Source organism: Nisaea acidiphila (assembly GCF_024662015.1).
GTDB lineage: Bacteria > Pseudomonadota > Alphaproteobacteria > Thalassobaculales > Thalassobaculaceae > Nisaea > Nisaea acidiphila.
The window spans coordinates 2866133-2888098 of the sequence record NZ_CP102480.1 but is presented as its reverse complement, the minus strand read 5'-3'; the positions used below and the strand labels follow the sequence as shown (position 1 = coordinate 2888098).

Sequence of the window (21966 nt, the reverse complement as noted above, 5' to 3'; positions counted from 1 at the left end):
GCTGTGAGCAACCCCTCCGACGTGCCGGCGGCCTTTGCGGAGAAGATCTCCGAGCATCTTCAGTCCCTGAGACATAAGGGGCGGAGCGTTGCGGCGGATGCCGCCGACATTGCGCTGGAGGAAGCCGGGTTCAGCCTCTGTCTCGCATTTGAGGACGGTTCCGAGAGCATTTGCGAGGCGTGGTTCGACGCGCCCGAAGGTGCGCCCGAGAACGCGATCCTCGACGTATTATGTGAATATGCCGCGGGCGCGCCCGTCCGAGAGATTGTCGAACACGGACTGATTTACGCATTGCAGCGACTGCGGGATCCCGAAGTGACCCCGCCCGTGCAGGGTATTCTCACGCCGCGCAATGCCGGGGCATGTTTTGCAATTCCGCTGAAGCTCGTCGCCGCGCTCCGCCGGGAAGCGGAAAGCCGGTTCGGGCGGCATAAAGACACCAATTTCTTCGACCGGCCGTTCAGCGCTGCCTGGAAGAACTTGGACAAGAACGGCAAGCGGGACTATGTCCTTCCGTATATCGACAGCTTCAAGACGGCACACAAAATTGCCGCCGATGCTTTCGAACTGGTCGAAATCGACCAATATGATCGGCTGTTTCTGGTATTTTCGGATGAGGTACCGGTATGGGACAAACCCGGCATGCTGATGGATCTCGAACGCTGGCTTCGCGACAGGACCGGAGAGCGGATCGAACTGTTCACCGAGGTGGTGAAGGACGCGAACCGCATCAGGCGACTTTAGAAACCCGGACAGCAGTCCAAGGAACGTTGCAATGACCGGAATGACAGAACACGTCGAACTGATCCTCGATGGCACCAAGATCGCCTGGCACAAGGACCGTATCGATGCATGGGAACGGGGTGAGCGGATCGCACCGATCACGATCGATATGTCGCTGACCCGTGCCTGTAATTTCGCCTGCCATTTCTGCTACGCAATGCTGCAGGAGAACGAGCGGAAGGTCATCGACAAGAAGGCGATCTTCGAATTCCTCGAAGACTGCGCCGAGATCGGTGTGAAAGGGATCAGCCTCGTGTCGGACGGAGAGAGCACGATCTCTCCGGTGTTTGTCGATGCCTGCAAATACGGCCACGAGCTCGGCCTCTCAATGGCGGTCGGCACCAACGGTTTCGTGTTGAACCGGCGAAAACTGGAAGAGGTTCTGCCTTCCCTGACCTATCTCCGGGTGAATATCTCCGCGGGCGAACGCCAGCGCTATGCCGAGATCATGGGCGTGAAGGAACACTGGTTCGACCGGGTCTGCGAGAACATCAAGGCCATGGGAGAAATCAAGCGCGAACAGAATCTCGACGTGACGATCGGCATGCAGATGGTGCTGATGCCTGAATATAACGATCAGATTCTCCCGCTCGCTCGGCTCGGCAAGGAGCTTCGGCCGGACTATCTTGTGATCAAGCACTGTAGCGACGACGAGGACGGCTCGCTCGGCGTCGACTACGGCGGCTACGCAAGCCTTTACGAGACCCTGCACGCGGCCGAGGCGCTTTCGGACGACACCTACCAGGTAACCGTCAAATGGTCGAAGATCGACACCGAGGGAACGCGCAGCTACCAGCGTTGCTACGGTGCCCCCTTCATGCTGCAGATGTCCGGCTCCGGCCTGGTGGCGCCGTGCGGCATGCTGTTCAACGAACGCTACAAGAAGTTCCATATCGGTAACATCACCGAGGAACGGTTCCGCGACATCTTCAATAGCGACCGTTACTGGGAAGTCATGAACTACCTCGCCAGCCCGGATTTCAACGCCCAGAAAATGTGCGGCAGTCTCTGCCTGCAGCATAAGGTGAACGAATTTCTCGACGGCTACCAGAAAGGCGACTTCGACCTTCCCGAAATGAAAGGCGAAACTCCCATGCATATCAATTTCGTCTGAGCCGGGAGCAGCGGAAAATATGGCCGAGAGCACGCGGAACGCGGCAGGCGTCGAGAACGATTACCGGCTGCGCTGCCTGAGACAAATCCTGCGCATCCGTCTGGTTGAGGAAACCATTGCAGAGCGCTATTCCGAGCAGGAGATGCGCTGTCCTGTCCACCTTTCCATCGGACAGGAGGCGGCCGCCGTCGGGGTCTGCGACGCTCTGCGACCCGACGACCGGCTGTTCAGCAGCCACCGTTCCCATGCGCATTATCTCGCCAAGGGCGGCAACCTGCACGCCATGATGGCGGAGATCTACGGCAGACGGGACGGCTGCATCGGCGGACGTGGCGGTTCGATGCATCTGATGGACCCGGATGCCGGCATGATGGCCAGCATTCCGATCGTCGCCAGTTCCATTCCACTCGCCACCGGCACCGCGCTCTCCGACAAGTTCGACGGCAATGGCAAGGTCACGATCTCCTTCATTGGCGATGCCTGCCTTGAGGAGGGTGTGTTCCACGAGTCGGCCAACTTCGCCCGTCTGCGCGGGCTCCCGGTCGTCTTCGTCTGCGAGAACAATCTCTACTCGGTCTATACCAACCTCGCCGACCGCCAGCCGGACCGTCCGCTAACGGACATTCCGGCGGCCCACGGCATCGAGAGCCGTCATGTCGACGGCAATGATCTTGACGCAGTGCGCGACGCCGCCCTCTGGGCCGTCGAGACCGCCCGCACCGGATCGCCGACCTTCCTGCTGCTCGACACTTATCGCTGGCGGGAACATTGCGGGCCGAACTACGACAATCATATCGGCTACCGGACCGAAGAGGAATTTCAGGTCTGGCACGCCCAGGATCCGCTCGAGCGCTACCGCAAGGTGCTGGAGGAGCAGGGCCGGCTTACGGCCGCCGAATTCGCCACGCTGGAGAAGGACGTGCAGGCGGAAGTCGACGCCGCCTTCGCCTTCGCCACTCAGTCCCCTCTGCCCGAACCGAGCGAGGCCCGTGCCCATGTCTATGCCTGAGCCACAAAGCGCGCCCGACGCGCCGGTCATCAATATGGGCACCGCGATCCGCGATGGTCTGCTTGAGGCTGCGCGGCGCGACCCGTCGGTAATCTTCTTCGGTGAAGGCGTCCAGGATCCGGCCGCCCTTTTCGGTACCCTGAAGGATATCGGCACACATATCGGCATGGAGCGGATGATAGAAATGCCGATCGCCGAGAACGGCCTGATCGGCATCGCCATCGGCGCCGCCATGGCCGGTAAGCGTCCGGTGGTCAGCCTGCAGCGCGTCGAGTTCGCCCTGCTCGCACTTGAGCAGATCCTGAACAATGCCGCGAAATCGCATTATGTGAGCAACGGCCGTCACAAGGTCCCGCTGGTGCTGCGCATGATCGTCGGCCGCGGCTGGGGCCAGGGTCCGGAGCATTCGCAGAGCCTGGAAGCGATCTTCGCCCATGTGCCAGGTCTAAAAGTCATCATGCCGGCCTTCGCAGAGGATGCGAAAGGCATGGTGACGGCGGCAGTCGAGGACGACAATCCGGTGGTCGTGCTGGAGCACCGCTGGTCGCATTACACCACGAGCGCGGTTACCGAAGGCTATGTGCACCGTCCGCTGGACGGCCCCAGGACCGTCCGCAAGGGAGACGGCCTCACCATCGTCGCGACGTCCTACATGACGCTGGAGGCGGTCCGCGCGGCGGACCGGCTAGCCGAGGCCGGTTATCCCGTCGAAATCCTCGATCTCCGGGTCATCCGCCCGCTCAATCTCGATCCGATCGTCGAGAGCGTCGCCCGGACCGGACGGCTGCTCACCGTCGATACCGGATTCCGCATGTTCGGCATCGGCGCCGAGATTTCCTCCGAAGTCACCTCGCGCAGCTTCGATTTGCTTGAGGCCGCCCCGGTGCGGCTCGGCCTGCCGGACCATCCGACGCCGAGTTCCCGCGGCCTGGTCAAAGGCTTCTATCCGGACGCGGCCCGGATCGCCCGGACGGCCGGAGAAATGATGGGGATCGGCGAGGCCGAGATCGCGGCAGTCGAGCAGAAGATCCTCGCGGACCGCGGCGATGTTCCGATCGACGTGCCCGATCCCTTCTTCAAGGGCCCGTTCTGATGGCCGCCGAGGGCGGACACCCGGCAATGAAAGTCCGCTATTCGCCGCTCGAGCAGCAATTCGCGGATGTGGACGATGTGTTCGACGAATTGAAGGCGCTCGTCCGCTCGACGGATTTCACCCTCGGTACGGTGGTCGGCGAGTTCGAAGAGATGTTCGCTGCCGCCGTCGGCAGCAAATACGCCATAGGCGTCGGCTCCGGCACCGACGCGCTGAAGATTCCGCTGAAAGCGCTCGGCATCGGCCCAGGCGACGAAGTCATCACCGCCGCCAACACCTTCTACGCGACCGCCGGCGCGATCGCCGAGACCGGGGCCCGGATCGTCTTCGTCGATTGCGACGATACCTTCGGGATCGATCCGGATCTTATCGAGGCGGCGATCACACCGCGGACAAAAGCCATCATGCCGGTGCATCTGACCGGCGACATGGCGAACATGACCCGGATCACCGGGATCGCGGAGAAGCACGGCCTCAAGGTCGTCGAGGATGCCTGCCAGAGCCTACTCGCCAAGGAAGCCGGCCGCCCGGCCGGAACCTGGGGCATCGCCGGCGGCTTTTCCATGCATCCGCTCAAGATCATCAATGTCTGGGGCGACGCCGGCGTCATCGTCACCGACGATCCGGAGATGGACCGGATGTGCCGTCTGCTGCGCAATCACGGTTTGCGCAACCGGGACGAGATGGAGATCCTCGGCTACAACACGCGGCTCGATTCCGTGCAGGCCGTGGTCGGCAAATGGATCGTCGCCAAAGTCGGTGATATCGTCGCGGCGCGCATCCGAAATGCCGCGCGCTACGATGCCGGCTTCGCGGATGTCCCGGAAATCACTCTTCCCGTCCGCCGGGCTGTCAAGGGCGAGAGCGAGCGTTCAGTCTATCTGAATTACGTGGTCTTCGCCGAACGCCGGGACGAGCTGCTCTCACATTGTCAGGCCAACGGCATCGACGCCAAGGTGCATTACCCGATCGCGCTCTACAAACAGGACGCGCTCCGCCACCTCGGCTACGAGGACGGCGCCTTCCCGGTCACCGACCGTCATGCCGAGACAATCATCAGCTTCCCCGCCGACCAGCATCTCACGGCGGAGCAGATCGATTATCTGATTGGGGTAGTTCGGGAATTCTACGGCCGCTGACGGTTTATTCCCCGGCCGTCGGAATGACGTTTCCGATCCGCTCCTTGCGCGGACGGCTAAGGACCCAGAGCAGCCCCCCGAGACTGGCCGCGACGATCACCGAGATCCCCCAGAGAATGGAAGCCGCTAGCGCATGCTCGGCGGGCATGCCGGTCATCACGAATATCCCGACCATCAACCCCTCGCGTACGCCCCAGCCACCGACGGAGATCGGCAATAGCGTTCCAAGGATCACGAGCGGCAACGCACCCAGCACCATGAGGAAGTCGACTTCGACGGAGATCGAGCGAAACACGACCCAGAGGCCGAGAGCACTGATGATGTGCAGCAGGTAGCTGAGCCCGATTACGACCGCCGACTGATATCCGGCGCGCCAGAGCATGCGGGAGTCCCGCAACATTGCCGCGAAAGGCCGTCCGAAACGGTGATCCTCGATCATGTCGGCGATCCAGTCCGCGCTTGAAAGTCCCATCGCCAGCAGGACCAGCGCGCCGCCGACAACAAGGATCGCGACCGTGCTTAGATTGGGGTCGGGCGCGACTTTCGCGACGGTTACGCTCGTCACGACGAGGAGCGTCAGAATGGAGACGAGACCGGCGGTGCGATCCAGCAGCACCGTGCTCGCCGCGCGGGACAATGGCAGTCCGTGTCGGCTGACTAGCCAGATGCGCACCGTGTCCGCGCTCAAGGAGCCGGGCAATGCCTGATTGAAGAACATGCCGGCGAGCAGAATCCGGAAGGTCTGCCAAGGCGAGAGCGGAACGCCCGTTCCTCGGATCAGAAGGAACCAACGGCAGGCCCCCACACAGAACTGCAAAATGACGATGCCAACGACCAGTGCGAGCAACGGCAGCGACGGAGACAACGCAGCTGAGACCAGACGCGAAAAATCAACCTGGTAGAAAAGAGATCCAATCAGGCCGAGGCTGACTGCGATTTTGACTAAAAGTTTGAACGTCACCGCTGACAAGTTCCAATCTTTAACCGGGCGAAACTGACGGCCCGGCCTTCCCGCACGACTTCTGGAACTCTCCCGCTTGCTATATGGCATAGGTAGGTGCCCGAGACCAAGATTGTAATGTCGGAATCGGAAAGTGCCCCGCAAGCTTCCGGCGCGAAGCGAATTGGATTCGTACTGCCAATTAGGATACAAATGCCTGACGCGACGAGAATTAATTAGAGACAATCAAGAACTTACGGTTAGAACGTCCATGGCTATTTGCAGCCATCAACCATTTGATTCGGAAATTCTGGGCGGCCCGGTCTATCGCATTTCCATCAAATGCGCGGAGTTTCTGAACAGACTTACCGATGCGGTTCCCCAAGACGCCATTCTCGCATCAATAAGATTGCCGGCCGACTGGCCAAGCCCCGACCAGCGATCCGGATTTCGCGAGATCGAGACACTGGTTCAGCTCGAGCGGACGCTGCTCCAGCAAGACCGGGAGTTCGAGAGCAATAGCATCAGACCCTCGGTGCCGGCCGATGCGGATGCCTGTGCTGAAATTGCCGCAAACGCGTTCGTGACCGACCGGTACCGCACGGACCCGATGGTCTCTGCGAGCGCTTCGGCGCGGGTCAAGGCCGCTTGGGCCCGAAACGAGGTCAGCGGCCGCACCGACCGAACCTTCATCAAAGAGCGGGACGGCGAGGTTGTCGGCTTCAATGGCTGCCTTCTCGAAGAAGACGTTATGACGGTCGATCTGATTGCGGTCTCCGAGACTCAGCAAGGACAAGGCATCGGCGCGGACCTTCTACGAGCCGCCTTCGCCCACTACAGCGCCATTGCAAAGAAGTCTTTGATCGCCACCCAGGCCACGAATATCGGGGCGCTCTCGCTCTACCGCAAACTGGGCTATGTCGAGACGGCGCGCTTCCGGACCTATCACTACACTCCCGAGCCGATCGGATTCTGAACCGCCGTCCGGACTCAATCGAGAAAATCGGGATTCGCTTTCAGAAAGCTGCGCGACAACCGGCGCTGCAACCGTGGCGTAGCCCTGCGTTCGGCCGCTGCTCCAGTCACGCTGTTGTCGAAAGAGGCCGTGATCGCGTGCAACCGGGCCTGCGCGCTCCAGTCCGGTTCGACATCCGTCGCCAGAAACTCAAGCATTTCCCGGACCGCGCCAAGAACCTCCGCGCCGGAATTGCTCTCTGCCGTCAGGCCGTGCTCCGCGAGCCTGTTATTCGTCAGCGCTCGCGTTCCGAATTCGAGCGCGCAAATCTCCCGATAGGTCAGCGCGGTTCCGTCGGCCTTAAGGACATGTTTGAAAAGACCGATTTCGCGCTCCTCGAACGCCCAATAGGGTTCCGGATAGCCGTTCGTCAAAAGGATCGGCCGGCCGAGCGCCTGCAAAAAGGCCCAGGGACCGGATTGCGTGACGATCCCGAAACGCGCTTCCGCCGCGAGGGCGAAATCTGCAGAGCGGTCATAAGACGGCCGGTGCGACAGCTCGAGATAATCCGGATGCGCAATGTCGAGACTGGGGCCGGTCGGATCGCCGATCCGGATAACGGAAAGATCGCTCTCCAGCAGGTGAAGCACGGCATCCCGGTAGTTCTGAACCGGATTGCAGCGGAAGGCGTGATAGCCCATCTCGGGCTCATAGGTATCGTCACGAACATGAAGCAGCACATAGGGCTGCTCCGGATGGGCGAGGGCCTCGGAGCGTAATTGCCGCCCCGGCCGCAGCCATGCGTCGCCTGGCGCGAAGAACCGGTGCGGCGCTCCGTTGGCGAGTGCTTTGGTGAAGGTGAGAAAGAGGGTCTGCGGCGTCCAGAGCAGAAAGTCGAAATTGCCGATGGAGAAGGACCCGCCCTCGACGAAACCGAGTGTGGTCAGGACGATATCGTCGGTCTCGATGATCTTGAATTCGGACTGAAGATAGTCGAAAAACGCGCCGTTGGCCGCCTCGTCTGCCGGACCTGTGACGATGACGATCCGCTCATATTGCGCTCCGAACAGGGTCCGCAGCATCCAGGGCTCGAGCACGAGATGACCGATGCGGCTCGGTTGCGCAAGAACATAGACGAGACATTTCTGCGACGGGTCGAGGCGGTCCGTCAGCAGTCCGAGCAACCGGGCAATATGCCCTTTCAGCTTTTCCGGATCGGCCAGCTCCTCGCGGAGAAGCCTGTCCCTCGGTGTTTCCTGCACGCAGGCCTCCAGAACACATACAGACGCGGCAGGAGCCTACCGCGTCTCGTATGCCCGGCGGAAGACAGAGCTCAGGCAGCCTCTGCTTTGGGGTCGTAGTCGAGATTGGACGCGAGCCACCGTTCCACCTGTTCGACCGACACACCTTTACGTCGCGCATAGTCGGCGACCTGGTCGCGGCCGATACGCCCGAGACCGAAATAGCGCGCGTCGGGATGAGCAAAATAGAACCCCGAAACGGAGGAAGCAGGCCACATGGCGAAGCTTTCGGTCAGCGAGATGCCCGCCGCCGCCTCGGCATCGAGCAGGCGGAACAATTCCGGCTTTTCCGAGTGGTCCGGGCAGGCCGGATATCCCGGTGCCGGCCGGATGCCGCGATACTCCTCGGCAATGAGTTCCTCGTTGCTGTGATGCTCGTCCGGCGCGTAACCCCAGAACTCCTTGCGCACCCGCTCGTGCATGCACTCGGCGAAAGCTTCGGCGAGGCGGTCGCCGATCACCTTCATCAGGATCGAGTCGTAATCGTCGTGCTTGGCCTCAAGTTGTTTCGCCCGCTCGTCGATCTCGGTACCCGCCGTCACCGCGAAGCCGCCGACATAGTCGGGCACGCCCGTCTCCAGCGGCGCGACGAAGTCCGCCAGCGCGAGGTTCGCCCTGTCAGCGCGGCTATGGACGCGCTGCTGACGGAGCGTGTGGAGCATGCTGAGCCTTTCGTTCCGGCTCTCGTCGGTGAAAAGTGCGATGTCGTCTCCGACCGAAGCCGCCGGCCAGAAACCTATCACGGCGCGGGCGCGGACCCATTTGTCGGCGATCATGCTCTCCAGCATGCGCATGCCGTCCTCGTAGAGCGGCCGCGCCGCCTCCCCGACTTTCGGGTCGTCGAGGATCTCGGGGAAGCGCCCGTGCAGCTCCCAGGCCTGGAAGAACGGCTTCCAATCGATCCGGTCGGCCAGCTCCGCGAGATCGTAATGGTCGAACACCTTCGTGCCGAGGAAAGTCGGCTTCGGCGGCGAATAGGCGTTCCAGTCGATCGCCTCCTGGTTCTCGCGCGCCTCCTCGATCGTCAGCCGCTTGGCGCCGCTGCTGCCGCGGGCGTGGTGGGCCCGGATCTTCTCGTACTCGTTCGCCACCTCGGCGGAGAAGTTCTGGCTGTTGCTTGCCGAGAAGAGATTACCAGTGACGCCGACCGCACGCGAGGCGTCGGTCACGTAGACCACCGGCCCGTCATAGTTCGGCGAGATCTTCACCGCGGTGTGCACCTTGCTTGTGGTCGCGCCGCCGATCAGCAGCGGCAGCCCCATGCCCTCGCGCTTCATCTCGGAGGCGACGTAGCACATCTCCTCCAGGCTCGGCGTGATCAGGCCGGAGAGGCCGATCGCGTCCACCTTTTCCGCTTTCGCAACCTCGAGGATCTTCGCGGACGGCACCATGACGCCGAGATCGATGACCTCGTAATTGTTGCACTGGAGGACGACGCCGACGATGTTCTTGCCGATGTCATGGACGTCACCCTTCACGGTCGCGAGCAGGATCTTGCCGTTCGAGCTGGAGCCGCCGTCCTTTTCATCCTCCATGTAGGGCAGCAGCACGGCGACGGCCTTCTTCATCACCCGGGCGCTTTTCACGACTTGGGGCAGGAACATCTTGCCCGCGCCGAAGAGGTCGCCGACGACATTCATGCCGTCCATCAGCGGACCCTCGATCACGTCGAGCGGCCGGCCCATCGCCTGGCGGGCCTCCTCGACATCGTCCTCGACGTAATCGGCGATCCCATGCACCAGGGCGTGGGAGAGCCGGGCGGCGACATCCTGCTCGCGCCAGGAAAGATCCGCTTCCTTTTCCTTCGCCTGGCCGCGGAAGCTCTCGGCGATCTCCAGCAGGCGCTCCGTCGCGTCCTCGCGCCGGTTCAGCACGACGTCCTCGGCCCTCTCGCGCAGCTCCTCCGGAATATCCTCGTAGACCGGCAGCGCGCCTGCATTCACGATCGCCATATCCATGCCGACCTTGATGGCGTGATAGAGGAAGACCGAATGGATCGCCTCGCGGACCGTGTTATTGCCACGGAATGAGAAGGAAAGATTTGATAGCCCGCCGGAGACATGGGCGCCCGGCAGTTCCTTGCGGATCCGCGCCGTCGCCTCGATGAAATCGCGACCGTAATTGTTATGCTCCTCGATCCCGGTCGCGACGGCAAAAATGTTCGGATCGAAAATGATGTCCTCGGGCGGGAACCCGACCTTGTCGACCAGCAGTTCGTAAGAGCGCTTGCAGATCTCGAACTTACGCTCCGCCGTGTCGGCCTGGCCCACCTCGTCGAACGCCATGACCACGACGGCGGCGCCGTAGCGCTTCACCAGCCGGGCCTGCTTCAGAAATGGCTCCTCGCCTTCCTTCAAGCTGATGGAATTCACCACCGACTTGCCCTGGACGCATTTCAGCCCGGCCTCGATCACCTCCCACTTGGAGCTGTCGATCATCACCGGGACCTTGCTGATATCCGGCTCGGAAGCGATCAGATTGAGGAAGCGGACCATCGCCTCCTTCGAATCCAGCATCGCCTCGTCCATGTTGATGTCGATGATCTGGGCGCCGTTCTCGACCTGCTGGCGCGCGACCTCGAGCGCGGTCTCGTAGTCGCCTTCAAGGATCAGCCGTTTGAAGCGGGCGGAACCGGTGACGTTGGTCCGCTCACCGATATTGACGAAGCGGGCGGTGCTGTCGCTCGTGTTGCTCATGCCGGCACCTCAAACGGCTCGAGGCCGGACAGCCGCATCCGGCGCGGTGGTTCCGGGACCTTGCGCGGCAGCACATCCTTCACCGCCTCGGCGATGGCGCGGATATGGTCGGGCGTGGTGCCGCAGCAGCCGCCGACGACATTGACCAGCCCGTCGCGGGCCCAGGCGCCGATCTCGGCCGCCGTCTCCTCCGGAGTCTCGTCATAGCCGCCGAACGCGTTCGGCAGGCCGGCATTCGGATAGGCGCTGACCCTTGTTTCGGCAACACGGGAAAGCTCGGCGAGGAAGCCCCGCAACTGTTTCGCCCCAAGCGCGCAATTGAGCCCGACGCTGACCGGTCTGGCGTGCCTGACGGAGTTCCAGAAGGCCTCCGGCGTCTGACCGGAGAGGGTCCGGCCCGAAAGATCGGTGATGGTGCCGGAAATCATCAACGGCAAATGCACGCCGGTCTCCTCCTCCAGCTCGTCGATAGCGAAGAGCGCCGCCTTTGCGTTCAGCGTGTCGAAGATGGTTTCGACCAGCAGCAGGTCGGCGCCGCCCTCGACGAGACCGCGTGCCGCCTCTTTGTACGACGCGACCAGCGTATCGAAGGTGACGTTGCGGAAGGCCGGATCGTTCACGTCCGGTGAAATCGACGCGGTCCTGTTGGTCGGGCCGAGCGCGCCGGCAACGAAACAGATGCGCCCCGGGTTCTCTTCCTGAACCTTGTCCGCCGCGAGCCTTGCAAGACGCGCGCCCTCGACATTGATTTCCGTGACCAGATGCTCCGCCTCGTAATCCGCCTGCGCGATCGAGGTGGCACTGAAGGTATTGGTTTCGACGATATCCGCCCCGGCCTCGAAATAGGCGCGGTGGATCTCCTCGACGATATCGGGACGGGTCAGGTTGAGGATATCGTTGTTGCCGCGCAGATCGTGGCTGTGATCCTTCAGCCGCTCGCCGCGATAGCCCGCCTCGTCCAGGCCGTAGCCCTGGATCATGGTTCCCATCGCGCCATCCATCACGAGGATGCGCTCGCCCGCCAGAAGGTCGAACGCCGCTTTGCGCTGATCGCGGGTCATGTCCGGTTTCTCCGTTGAATGACTGCCGCCGCGGTTCCGAGGTTCGTCTTGATGACGCGCCGGAGATCGCGCGGCGAGGAAGAAGGCAGAAAGGCGAGCCGTCCGCCCAGCATCGGGTCCTCGCAAAGGGTCCGAACGGTTGCCGCGTCGGCAGCAGGGCTGAGCGCGATGGAACCTCCCCAATAGGGCAGGACATGCTCCAGCAGCTCCGGCGTTGTTTCCGGAATGTCCCCCGGATTGACGCCGAGCGCCGCAATCCCGGCCGTCGCGGCAACCGTTGCCGCTTCGGCAAGCTCGTCATGCAATCTGCCGGGATCGACCCGGCCAGGCAGCACCGCCGGGCGCATCAGGAGCATCAGCGGGACCTTCCGCCGCGCCTCCGTCATCCCCCAGCGCGCGCCGTTGAGCGCCGCGACAAGCTGGTTCGGCCGGGCAGGAACGTCCATCAAGACCGCGTCGGCACCGCCGGCGACCTGCGCCGAAACCAGACAGCGGGCAGCAGAGCCGAGCTCCTCTTCCGTCATGAAGCCGGTCACCGGGACCCGCGACGGCAGACGAACGTCGCCGATGACATGGACCCGGTGTGTCGCCTCGTTCGCCACTGTGCGGGCGAGCTCGGCGCCAAGAAAACTGACAGCGAAGGCTTCGTCAAACATGCGGAAATTGCGCAGAAGCTGCGGTGCGGCATTGCCGGAATTGGTGAAGATGATCTCCGCGCCCGCTTTCACGAAGCGCCGGTGCACCTTCATGACCAGCTTCGGACGCTCAATATTCAAGGCTTCGACGCAACCGTTCTGACCGACCCAACGGGCGAGCTGGCCCGCTGGAGCGGGGGCCGCGTGCGGAACCCTCTCTCCGCTTCCGATCATGCCGCCTCCGAGACGTCCGGGCGAATGCCGAGCAGGTGGCAGGTGGCATAGGTGAGCGACGGAACGTTCAGCGTATAGAAATGGAAGTCGTTCACGCCCTCCAGCATCAGCTGATGGCAGAGATCGGCGGCCGTGCTGGCAGCGACCAGCTCACGCGTCTCGGGATCCTCGTCCAGCCCTTCGAAGCGCTCATGCAGCCAGTTCGGAACCGTCGCGCCGCACGCCTTGCTGAAATTCACCAGCTTGCCGAAATTGGTGATCGGCATGATCCCCGGCACGATCGGCACATCGATTCCCGCCGCAACGACCTTGTCGCGGAAGCGCAGGAAGAGATCCGCATCGAAGAAGTACTGGGTGATCGCCCGTGCCGCACCGTTATCGATCTTAGCCTTCAGATTGGCAATGTCGGCAGCCTCCGACGGCGAATCCGGATGCGCCTCGGGATAGGCGGCGACGGAGATGTCGAAATCCCCGATCTCGCGAAGGCCGGCCACCAGCGCAGCCGCGTTCTCGTAACCGCCCGGATGCGGTGTGTAATGGCCGGAACCTTTGGGCGGATCGCCGCGCAGCGCGACCAGACGGGTGATCCCCTCATCCAGCCAGTCGCGCGCGATGGCGTCGATCTCGGCCTTCTCGGCCCCGACGCAGGTCAGGTGCGCCGCCGGCTCCATGCGGCCGTCCCGCTTCAGTGTCTTCACGATTTTCAGTGTGCGCTCGCGGGTCGTGCCCCCGGCTCCGTAAGTAACGGAGGCGAAGGCCGGGCGCAGCGGCGCCAACTTCTCGACCGTGTTCCAAAGTCGCGCTTCCGCTGCCTCACTGGTCGGCGGGAAGAACTCGAAACTGACGGAAAGATCTTCGGTCATCAGAGTGCCTCCGCAACCAGGTCATTGGCGACTTCGATCCGGCTCCGGCCGGTCCAGATACATACGGTGAGCGCGCCGCCATCGATCCGCTCGACATTCTGGAGTTCGAGGCCCGCCTTATTGAAGAGACGCTCGATGTCGGCATCCGAGAAGCCGAGCCAGCGATGGGCGTGGAGTTCGCGAAGCTCGGTGAGATCATGTGAGGCGAAATCGACCAGCACCAGCCGGCCGCCCGGACGCAGGACCCGCGCCGCCTCCCGCACCATCTCGCCGGGATTGTCCGCATAGTGCATGAGCATGTTCGCGGTCACGGCATCGAACCGGTGGGCCGGGAAAGGCAGGCGGTACATGTCGCCGTGCCGGACCTGGCAGTTCCGCAGCGTGTCCTGATCGAGATAGCTGCGCGCAATGGCCAGCATCTCGCGGGAATTGTCCAATCCGACGGCGGAGCGCACCTCTTCCCCCACCAGACGCAGCACACGTCCCGTGCCGGTGCCGATATCGAGCAGATCGCGAACGGGCGCACTTGTGATCCGGCGTTTCAGCCGGGCATCGACCTCCTCGTCGTCGATATGCTGCCCGCGCAGGTCTTCCCAGTTCTGTGCGTTGCGACGGAAATACTCCTCGGCCACCTGCGCCCGCTGCACCTTGATTTCTTCGAGGCGTTCCAGGTCGACCGCGATGACGTCGTCATCGTCGGGGGTGAGGTCGACAAGGATGCGGGCGAGATCGGAGACGTCGCTGTTCTCCGCAAGACGGTAGAAGGCGCGGCTGCCTTCCTGATGCCTGTTCAGAAGACCGGCATCCACCATCAGCTTGAGGTGACGGGAGACCCGCGGCTGGCTCTGGCCCAGAACCTGGACCAGCTCGGTGACGGAGAGCTCGGCATGTGCGCAGAGATTCAGGATGCGCAGACGGGTCGGCTCGGAGACGGCTCTGAGGCCCTGCAGCAATGTTTCCATGACTTAACCGCACAATCATATAAAGATGTCTTTATGTTTTTATGTGCAGATATAATCCGAGTCAAGCCTGCCGTGGCGGCTGGGCCGCATATCCTTCCAGGAATTGCAGATAGTGGCGCCGTATCAGGCCGACGCGGCCTTCAGAAACACCTGCTCCATCGCGGCAACGTGGTCCTCGAAGGAGTGTTTCCGCCGGTATATCTCGTATCCGCCAAGTGCCAGCCGCTCTTTCAGATCTGGATCCGCGACGACACGCCGAATGCATTCGGCATATGCATCAACTCCGCGCACAGGAAAAAGCAGCCCGGTTTCACCGTCGATGACGGTTTCAGGGATGGGGCCGAAGTCGCTCGAGATGACGCAGGTCTTGCGGGCCATCGCCTCTAGGATCGAGACGCTGATAAGGTCGTCATTGGTTGGAAACAGCAATGCGTCGACATGCGCGAGATACGCATCGACCACATCCGGCGCCAATGGCCCGAGAAAATGGACTTGCTGCGCAAGCAGCGGCGACCCTTCCACTTTCGCTTTCAGCCGTTCCGCAAATTTCGGCCGCACACTATCAGCGCCCGCAAGAAACACATGGATCGACGGATCCTCCAGGCGTTCGAGCGCAGCCACCGTCAAATCCTGCCCCTTACGTGAGGCCAGCCACCCAAGTTGCAGCAACGCATGAGTCCCCTCGGGAAGGGAGTATGGCTTGCTCCGCGGAACCGCCCTCGGCTCGATGCCGTAAGGCACGATTTCGACTTCGCGCCCCTGCACATATGGCCCGTAGAGCGTGTTCGCCTGCCAAGCCGTGGGGAACACGACCTGGTCAGCGAGCTTGAATGCCGTCGGATCGATGCGTCCCCTCTTGATCCCCGACAGGCCGTCGGCCGGTTCGTGAACCCAGAAAACGGTCGGCACCTTCCCGGCGGCATTGACCACATGACTGTTGGAAAGCAGTGTATTGCCGACAAGAAGATCGAATTTCGAGAGGTAGGCAGACTTTACAACCGGGATGCCGAGCGCCGCGTAATCCTTTTCCAGAACCGTCTCTTCATCCGAAACATCCGGCCCAAGGATGGTGATATCGTGGCGCGAAGCCAAAGCCTTCATCAATCGGAACAGCAGCAACGGGGCGCCCGAGTAATCAAGTCGGTGACAGCAGGCGAGAATTTTCAAATTCTTTGACATCCCACGCTTAAATCCCCATAGATCCGATAACCATCGTCGGGTGGTCCCAATTCAGCCATGGCAAACGAAAATGCATCTCGCTTTCCTCGAAGCTGCGGGAATGATCGCCGGAATGTTCGCCGGAATTGCTGCGTTATTCTGGATCGTAGTGACCCTGATCATTAAACGCATCAACAGTTCGACGTCCGAAACCCAACTCGAAGAGGAAGAGGAAGAGATGGAGCGGATGATCACGGCCGAAATCGCCGGCGCCAGAGAGAAACCGGCGAACACGTCCGCTCTCTGACCCCGGCCGAGTGTAACTTATACGTTGCTTCCGGCATCCAGCGTTCGCCCGATCGCCGAGGCAACGGGCCGCATCGCGCGCATCATGTCATCGAACTCCTCGAACGAGCTCGCCTGCAGCGGATCGACAGCAGCGTTGCGCGGATCCGGGTGAACCTCCAGCATCAAGGCATCGGCTCCGGCGGCAAGTGAGGCCAACATCATCGGCTTCACCCATGGCTGCCAGAAAGTAGCGTGCGAAGGATCGGTCATGACCGGCAAATGCGTGACTTCCTGCGCAGCCGGCACGACCTGCAGGTCGAGCATGAAACGCGAGGTCGACCGGTGTGTGTGGGGGGCGACGATACCGCGTTCGCACAATACGATCTGCGGTTCCATTCCGAGGCGGTCATGCTCCAGAGCGATATATTCCGCAGCCATCAGCCAGTCCCGCAAGGACGATCCATAGCCGCGCTTCAGCATCACCGGCATACCCGCCTTTCCGACCTCGGTCAGAAGCGGATAATTCTGCATGTTGCGGGTGCCGATCTGCAGCATGTCGGAATGCTGAGCGACAACATCGATCTTTGAGATCTCCATCACCTCGGTAACGATCGGCAGACCGGTCTCCTGTTTTGCGACAGAAAGCCACTTCAACCCGTCTTCCCGCGGCTCGAAGAATTTTGGACTGCGATAGGGAAAGCTAAGCGGTTTGAAGGCGCCGCCACGCAGGAAATGACCGCCGGATGCTTTGATCGCTTTCGCGCTTTCCACTATCAGGTCTTCGGTTTCGACGGTATTCGGGCCGGCCATGACCGGAACCAGCGGGCCGCCGATTTCGATGCCACCGCAGGTGAAAACCGTTTTGTGATCTGGTGATTTTTTCGCGACCAGAGGAATTTTCTGCGCGATATCGTCCTCGCTCAGATCCTTGCCTGGAAACTTGTTCTCGACGGCCATGTTCCGCTCCCTCAAATTGATCGCGTTGGTATGTTTAGTTCTGGTTCAAAGTCGATAAGATATAGTCCGTAATCCGGGCAAGCAGATTAAACGGACCGCGCCGCTCAAGTTCGCTCGCAACCTCCCGGGCGCGCTCGGCGAAGCCCGGATCGTCGAACACGACCCCCATCGCCTTCTCTACATGCTCGGTCTGGAAATTATTCCCGGAGCGCACCAAAGTCGCGACGCCACGCTTACCGGCGAACGTGCCGTTCCGCATCTGCTCGAAATGGCGCGGCACGATGAATTGCGGGCGTCCCATAGCGAGGACCTGCTCAAGCGTCCCGAGGCCGCCGTGGTGCACGATAATCCGCGAACGCCCCACCACCTGGTCCATCGGCTGTGGCGTCTCATGCACAGTGAGACCGCGCTCCCGCCAGTGCGCGCGTACCGCATCGCTCGCGTCTCTGAGAAAAATTTCGCCGGTCCATGGCTTCGTGGCCAAGACCTCAAGGACTTTCGCGGTCCCCGGATAAGAATTTGACAGATAGACGAAATAATCCTGAGTCGGCTCCACCGACAACGCTGCCGGAAGAGGGCGCAACGGGGATGTTTCCGTATTCTCGCGAAACTCGTGGTAGGGGTCGAGTTCCGGGATCGTCACGACAAAATTCCGCACGCCCTGCATAAGAGCGGGCAGCCGGTCCGGGACCGGTTTGCCTCGGCGCTTCTGCACCTCCCGGACGGTATCCATCAACTCTGACGGATCGACCCGGTTCGGGCTTTGCTTGAAGGTGCGAAATTCCGTCCAGTTCCCCGGCGGCAGCGTGAACCAATCACCAATCGCAACGAACGGCCGCTCTCCGAAAGCGGCAAGGGCCGCGGTTGGAGAATAGTCCGTAATTACGAGGTCCGGCTCGAACGTGTCCAGAATGGCCGCCCAGCCATCCGCCAGCGCCATGAGCTTGTCGGGTTCGGAATACCCGACCGTTGCCAGCACGTCGCCAATCGATGAGATCGGCTTGTCCCGGACGGCCGGAGGCGCGTAAGGCTGGACCCACGGCGCGTGAAACACCGGGAAGCCGGCGCGAGCGATCAAAGGATGCGTAACGATCAGGTTGCGAACCGCAAAAGCGCATTCGACACCGTGCTCCTTAAGCGCCGATGCAATCGGCAGAAGCCGACTTACATGCCCGAGGCCGTCGCCGAGCTCCCAGGCAAGCAATACCCTCTTCATTTGTCGGTCTTTTCCTCGCGGAGCTTCACCAGCGCCTCACTCGCCCGGGCGACCACACCGGCCCAGTCACCCGGAACCGACTGACGGAACAACCGGGCACTCGGATACCAGGGGCTATCGTCGCGATGTTGCAGCCAGCGCCAGTCCGGATTGTGCGACAGCAGCACGAAGACGGGACATCCCATGCCCCCGACAAGATGCGCTACCGAAGTGCAGGTCGTCACCGTCACATCGAGCTGGCGGACGATCGACACGGTATCGGCGAAACTCTTGATATCCGGGCTCAATCGGACAAGCGACGGCGGTGCGTTGGCCAGATCGTTCTCTCGCGGCCCTTTTTGCAGGCTGTAGCACTGCACGCCCTCAAGCTCGAAAAACGGCCCGTAATGCTCGATCCTGGAAGATCGGATGTCATCGCCCGGAAAAGCCGGGTTTCCGCCCCAGACAACCCCTACATTCAACTTTTTCGGGTCAAGATCCGGGACCGGGAAGCGTTCAGGACCGATCGAATTGATATAAGGCGCTTTCGGCAGATCGTCGACGGTCTCCGTTCCCAGAAGCAGCGGCAGCGACAATTGCGCGACGTGCAAGTCGAATTCCGGCTCGACGCCTGGTTTCCTCGGCGCAAGATCGACGATGTCCGCATACTCCGCATAGAGGTCGAGGACCTCTTCATGCGCTTCCAGAATGATCTTTCCCTTTTTCTTGCCTGATTGCGCCTTCCGTACCGCGTCCGGCAGAAAACGCAGGAACTGGAGCGCGTCTCCGATCCCCTGCTCCGCGATCACCAGCAAGGTTCGCCCTTCAAGCGGAGTCCCGTCCCATTCCGGTTGTTTGAAATCGCGTTTCTTTGTCGGGAATGTCGAAGTCTTCCAACGCCATTCGTATTCCCGGAACCCCTCTCCGAGCGCGCCGTCAGCCAACAGGGCAAGCGCGCAGTTCCAATGGAATTGCGCGGAATCCGGCTTCAGAAAAATGGCCCGACGGAACGCCTTAATCGACTCGTCAAGGCACGCAGCTTCCTTCTCCAGATTACCCAAATTGTAATAGGCGCCGGAGTTTTCCGGTTCGGTAATCGCAGCCTTTTTCAGAGCTTTCCGGCTCTTCCCGTACTCATGGAGTTGGCGGAACACCGATCCGAGGTTTGAGTAGCACGCCGAGTATTCCGGTTCGAAAGCGATGACCATTTCGTAGGCCATCACCGCCCCTTCGAGATTCCTCAGGCCATAGCGTGCGTTTCCGACTTCAAGTGCCTTGGTCTTGATGTCGCTATCGAACTCCTTCCCGCGCTTGAGCACGCGGATTGCCCGCTCGCGTTCACCCTCTTCCCAGTAGACCAGCGCGAGGTCCCGCATGCCCTGAACGAAACGCGGCTTGAGATTTACCGCCGCCTCGTAGTGGCGGGTCGCGGCACCGACGTCACCGCGTCGGTAAAAGTAGCCTCCCGCAGCATAGCGGATCTGGCTATCGCTCGGCGTATTGCGGAGAGCGACATCGAAGGCGCTTTCTAAGAGAGCATCCTCGCCCAGATCCTTCGCCAGCCCTAACGCCAGCCTATTGAACATTACGTCGCCGGCGGCCGACATACTCAGGGCCGCCTTGAGCTGCTCGCGGGCCGCTTCCTTGTTGCCCTTGAGCAGTTCGACCCGCGCGCCAAGCCCCGTGAAGAGGCAAGTCAGCCCGACGTCCTTTCGGACCTCGGCAATCGCTTTTTCCGCTTCGGCAGCCTTGCCTTCCTCAATCAATTTGAGGACAGCTTTGCCTTGCTGGTGCATGCGCGCACGCGTTGGCAGGTCAATCGGTTTCATTTTCGCCTAACTTGATCTGGCCGAATTTGAGAAGCCACCCGAGAGTGCGCCGGAGGCGGTGAACCACCGCCGGAGCCAGTTTTTCCTCAAGTTCGGAAAGCTTCAAAGATCCACGACGCTCGAGCTCTGCCAAGAGTGTCGCAAGCTCGTCGCCGGTGAGCATGAAGTCCGCGCCGAATGACACGAAATTATGCCTGAGAAGAAAATCAGCCGCTGTCTCCGCCGCCCCCGGAACTGCCTTGATAATTGTAGCGGGTCCGAGAACCGAAGTGGGATGGCAACTGAAAATATCGAACGGGTCAGGGTAGAACGGGCTGGCCGCCTCCCCAGGACGGCGTGGCGTCACTTCTTCCGCCGTCCGGCGGAGTTCTCGCAACTCGAGCCAGAGATCTTCGTACGCACGCACGATGACGGACCAATCGTAGACCTCAGCCGCGCGTTTGCGCCCAGCCATCCCCATTCGACAGCGCAAGTCAGGATCTTCCGCCAATTTCACCAGGGCATCTGCCGCTGCATCCGGGTCACAGCCAGACGACATGCATGCCCGTCCGACGAACCGGTCGTAATTGTCCCGGCCGGTCTGGTACATGAGAGCAAGCTCGAAACCATCACCCGCTGCCGGCGCGGTCGTCGGGATGCGGAACCCGGTTTCACCCTCGATAACAGTGTCCTTGTAGCCGTCCCAATCGCTAACAACTGCGGGAAGCCCCGCTGCCATCGCTTCGATCGGCGTCAGGCCGAAGGTTTCCTGAATATTGTCCGAGAGCGAGAGGAAAACGTCAGAACCCTGCCAGGTTTCATGAATTAGCGCGTCGTCTCGACCGTCGACGAAATGGACCGCGGCCGCATCGGTGAAGAGCTCTGCCGTTTCCCGGTAGGATTGCATGATGGTTTCGTTTGGCGCCTGGCCCGCCATGACGAGATGAACCTTCCGGTCCGGCAACCGCTCCGCCGCTTTCTCCGCCGCCAGATACATCGGCACTGGGTGCGCCTTTGCATGGAAGGTAAAGCGGCCAAGAAACAGGACGACCAGGTCTCCGTCCGACGCGCCGATGCGGTTGCGCAACCGTGCGCGCGCTTCCGGATCGGCAGCGTAGCGAGCACCGTCCACACCGAGGGGAATGATCGGCAACTGCATCTGAACGCTCGGCGCGACGCCGAGGCGCCGCTCAAGGTAGTCGCCATACTGGGCTATCGAACGCTGAACCACATCGCGGGCGACACGGGAGGTGCAGATCAAAGCGTCCCACGGCTGTATGGGAAGAAGCGGCGCATTACAGAGCGCGGCGATCACCCGATCCGACGAGAGCGTATGCGTCACACCGCAGACGCTGTAGGCCCGCTGGTCTCGTGCGCGGCGATCCCAAACAAACTCTTCCAGATTGGGACCCGACACGAGAAGACACTCGGCGGCACCGGGTTGCGAGAGCAGGGTCCGCAGATGCCGGACCTCGCGGTTTCGGGGATCCAGCGCCCCAGCCAACTCGACGAATTCGGCCCCGTGCCGCTCATTCGGGGTCATCGCGACGAAGCGTTCACAGCGACCGTGCCGGAAATAGCTCGTCAGGAATCCCGCTCCCGCAGAATGCCGCCCTTTGACACCCACACGGTCCGCCCGGTACGCGTCGGGGTGATAGTGTATGGCGCAAACAGGAATGGAAGACACGTCGAACCGCCGGCGCTGAGAATAATTCTGCGGCACGCGGCCGCTAGCGAAGCGATGCGTTTATATAGGATGGAGTGCCGCGCGCAAA

Annotated in this window: 19 protein-coding genes; 7 read left to right on the top strand and 12 right to left on the bottom strand. The window is 61.6% G+C overall.

The genetic code is table 11. The annotated features are described in order from the left end of the window. Positions 1–3: 3 nt before the first annotated feature. Genes NUH88_RS13430 through NUH88_RS13410 form a run of 5 tightly spaced genes read left to right on the top strand, consistent with a single transcriptional unit; the run spans position 4 to position 5138 of the window. Complete coding sequence (locus NUH88_RS13430; protein ID WP_257766922.1) at positions 4–744, top strand: hypothetical protein; 741 nt, start codon at positions 4–6, stop codon at positions 742–744. Between the two features lie 31 nt (positions 745–775). Next, on the top strand, positions 776–1897 hold the full coding sequence (locus NUH88_RS13425) for a radical SAM protein (protein WP_257766921.1): 1122 nt from the start codon (positions 776–778) through the stop codon (positions 1895–1897). 19 nt (positions 1898–1916) lie between these two features. Then, a complete protein-coding gene (locus NUH88_RS13420) occupies positions 1917–2906 on the top strand; it encodes a thiamine pyrophosphate-dependent dehydrogenase E1 component subunit alpha (RefSeq protein WP_257766920.1) in 990 nt (329 codons plus the stop codon). After that, positions 2893–3999, top strand: a complete 1107-nt coding sequence (locus tag NUH88_RS13415) for an alpha-ketoacid dehydrogenase subunit beta (protein WP_257766919.1) — start codon at positions 2893–2895, stop codon at positions 3997–3999. Before NUH88_RS13420 ends, NUH88_RS13415 begins: the two co-directional genes overlap by 14 nt. Before the next feature lie 26 nt (positions 4000–4025). Beyond that, positions 4026–5138 (top strand): DegT/DnrJ/EryC1/StrS family aminotransferase, encoded by a 1113-nt coding sequence (locus NUH88_RS13410; RefSeq protein WP_257766918.1) that lies wholly within the window; start codon positions 4026–4028, stop codon positions 5136–5138. A gap of 4 nt (positions 5139–5142) precedes the next feature. Here the strand turns inward: NUH88_RS13410 and NUH88_RS13405 are convergent, their stop codons facing one another. After that, entirely contained in the window at positions 5143–6099 is a 957-nt protein-coding gene (locus tag NUH88_RS13405) for a lysylphosphatidylglycerol synthase transmembrane domain-containing protein (protein WP_257766917.1), read from the bottom strand. A gap of 250 nt (positions 6100–6349) precedes the next feature. On the opposite strand from NUH88_RS13405, the gene NUH88_RS13400 reads away from it, so the two are divergent. Next, positions 6350–7054: a GNAT family N-acetyltransferase gene (locus NUH88_RS13400; RefSeq protein WP_257766916.1), complete on the top strand. Its 705-nt coding sequence runs from the start codon at positions 6350–6352 to the stop codon at positions 7052–7054. A 14-nt stretch (positions 7055–7068) separates the two neighbouring features. On the opposite strand, the gene NUH88_RS13395 is transcribed toward NUH88_RS13400, so the two are convergent. The 7 genes from NUH88_RS13395 to NUH88_RS13365 form a co-directional block, all read right to left on the bottom strand. After that, a complete protein-coding gene (locus NUH88_RS13395; RefSeq protein ID WP_257766915.1) occupies positions 7069–8295 on the bottom strand; it encodes a TIGR04372 family glycosyltransferase in 1227 nt (408 codons plus the stop codon). Positions 8296–8366: 71 nt separating this feature from the next. Then, positions 8367–11030 carry a methionine synthase gene (gene metH, locus NUH88_RS13390; protein ID WP_257766914.1) on the bottom strand — a complete coding sequence of 888 codons (2664 nt, stop codon included), beginning with the start codon at positions 11028–11030 and terminating at the stop codon, positions 8367–8369. After that, the gene (locus NUH88_RS22340; RefSeq protein ID WP_257766913.1) at positions 11027–12091 is read right to left on the bottom strand and encodes a homocysteine S-methyltransferase family protein; all 1065 of its coding nucleotides are present in this window, start codon (positions 12089–12091) and stop codon (positions 11027–11029) included. Before NUH88_RS22340 ends, metH begins: the two co-directional genes overlap by 4 nt. Continuing rightward, positions 12088–12960, bottom strand: a complete 873-nt coding sequence (locus NUH88_RS13380) for a homocysteine S-methyltransferase family protein (protein ID WP_257766912.1) — start codon at positions 12958–12960, stop codon at positions 12088–12090. The genes NUH88_RS22340 and NUH88_RS13380 overlap by 4 nt, the downstream gene beginning before the upstream one ends. Next, positions 12957–13823 (bottom strand): methylenetetrahydrofolate reductase [NAD(P)H], encoded by an 867-nt coding sequence (gene metF / locus NUH88_RS13375; protein ID WP_257766911.1) that lies wholly within the window; start codon positions 13821–13823, stop codon positions 12957–12959. Before metF ends, NUH88_RS13380 begins: the two co-directional genes overlap by 4 nt. Beyond that, on the bottom strand, positions 13823–14785 hold the full coding sequence (locus tag NUH88_RS13370) for an ArsR/SmtB family transcription factor (protein WP_257766910.1): 963 nt from the start codon (positions 14783–14785) through the stop codon (positions 13823–13825). Before NUH88_RS13370 ends, metF begins: the two co-directional genes overlap by 1 nt. 123 nt (positions 14786–14908) lie before the next feature. Continuing rightward, positions 14909–15964, bottom strand: coding sequence for a glycosyltransferase family 4 protein (locus NUH88_RS13365; protein WP_257766909.1), 1056 nt, complete (start codon positions 15962–15964; stop codon positions 14909–14911). Between the two features lie 70 nt (positions 15965–16034). Between NUH88_RS13365 and NUH88_RS13360 the strand changes: the two genes are divergently transcribed. Next, positions 16035–16250 (top strand): hypothetical protein, encoded by a 216-nt coding sequence (locus NUH88_RS13360; protein WP_257766908.1) that lies wholly within the window; start codon positions 16035–16037, stop codon positions 16248–16250. A gap of 17 nt (positions 16251–16267) precedes the next feature. Here the strand turns inward: NUH88_RS13360 and NUH88_RS13355 are convergent, their stop codons facing one another. The 4 genes from NUH88_RS13355 to NUH88_RS13340 are packed head-to-tail and all read right to left on the bottom strand — an operon-like array spanning position 16268 to position 21914. Beyond that, positions 16268–17188 (bottom strand): hypothetical protein, encoded by a 921-nt coding sequence (locus NUH88_RS13355; protein ID WP_257766907.1) that lies wholly within the window; start codon positions 17186–17188, stop codon positions 16268–16270. 34 nt (positions 17189–17222) lie between these two features. Then, complete coding sequence (locus NUH88_RS13350) at positions 17223–18404, bottom strand: nucleotide disphospho-sugar-binding domain-containing protein (RefSeq protein ID WP_257766906.1); 1182 nt, start codon at positions 18402–18404, stop codon at positions 17223–17225. Further along, entirely contained in the window at positions 18401–20212 is a 1812-nt protein-coding gene (locus tag NUH88_RS13345; protein ID WP_257766905.1) for a tetratricopeptide repeat protein, read from the bottom strand. The genes NUH88_RS13350 and NUH88_RS13345 overlap by 4 nt, the downstream gene beginning before the upstream one ends. Beyond that, complete coding sequence (locus NUH88_RS13340; RefSeq protein ID WP_257766904.1) at positions 20199–21914, bottom strand: glycosyltransferase family 4 protein; 1716 nt, start codon at positions 21912–21914, stop codon at positions 20199–20201. The genes NUH88_RS13345 and NUH88_RS13340 overlap by 14 nt, the downstream gene beginning before the upstream one ends. Positions 21915–21966 lie beyond the last annotated feature (52 nt).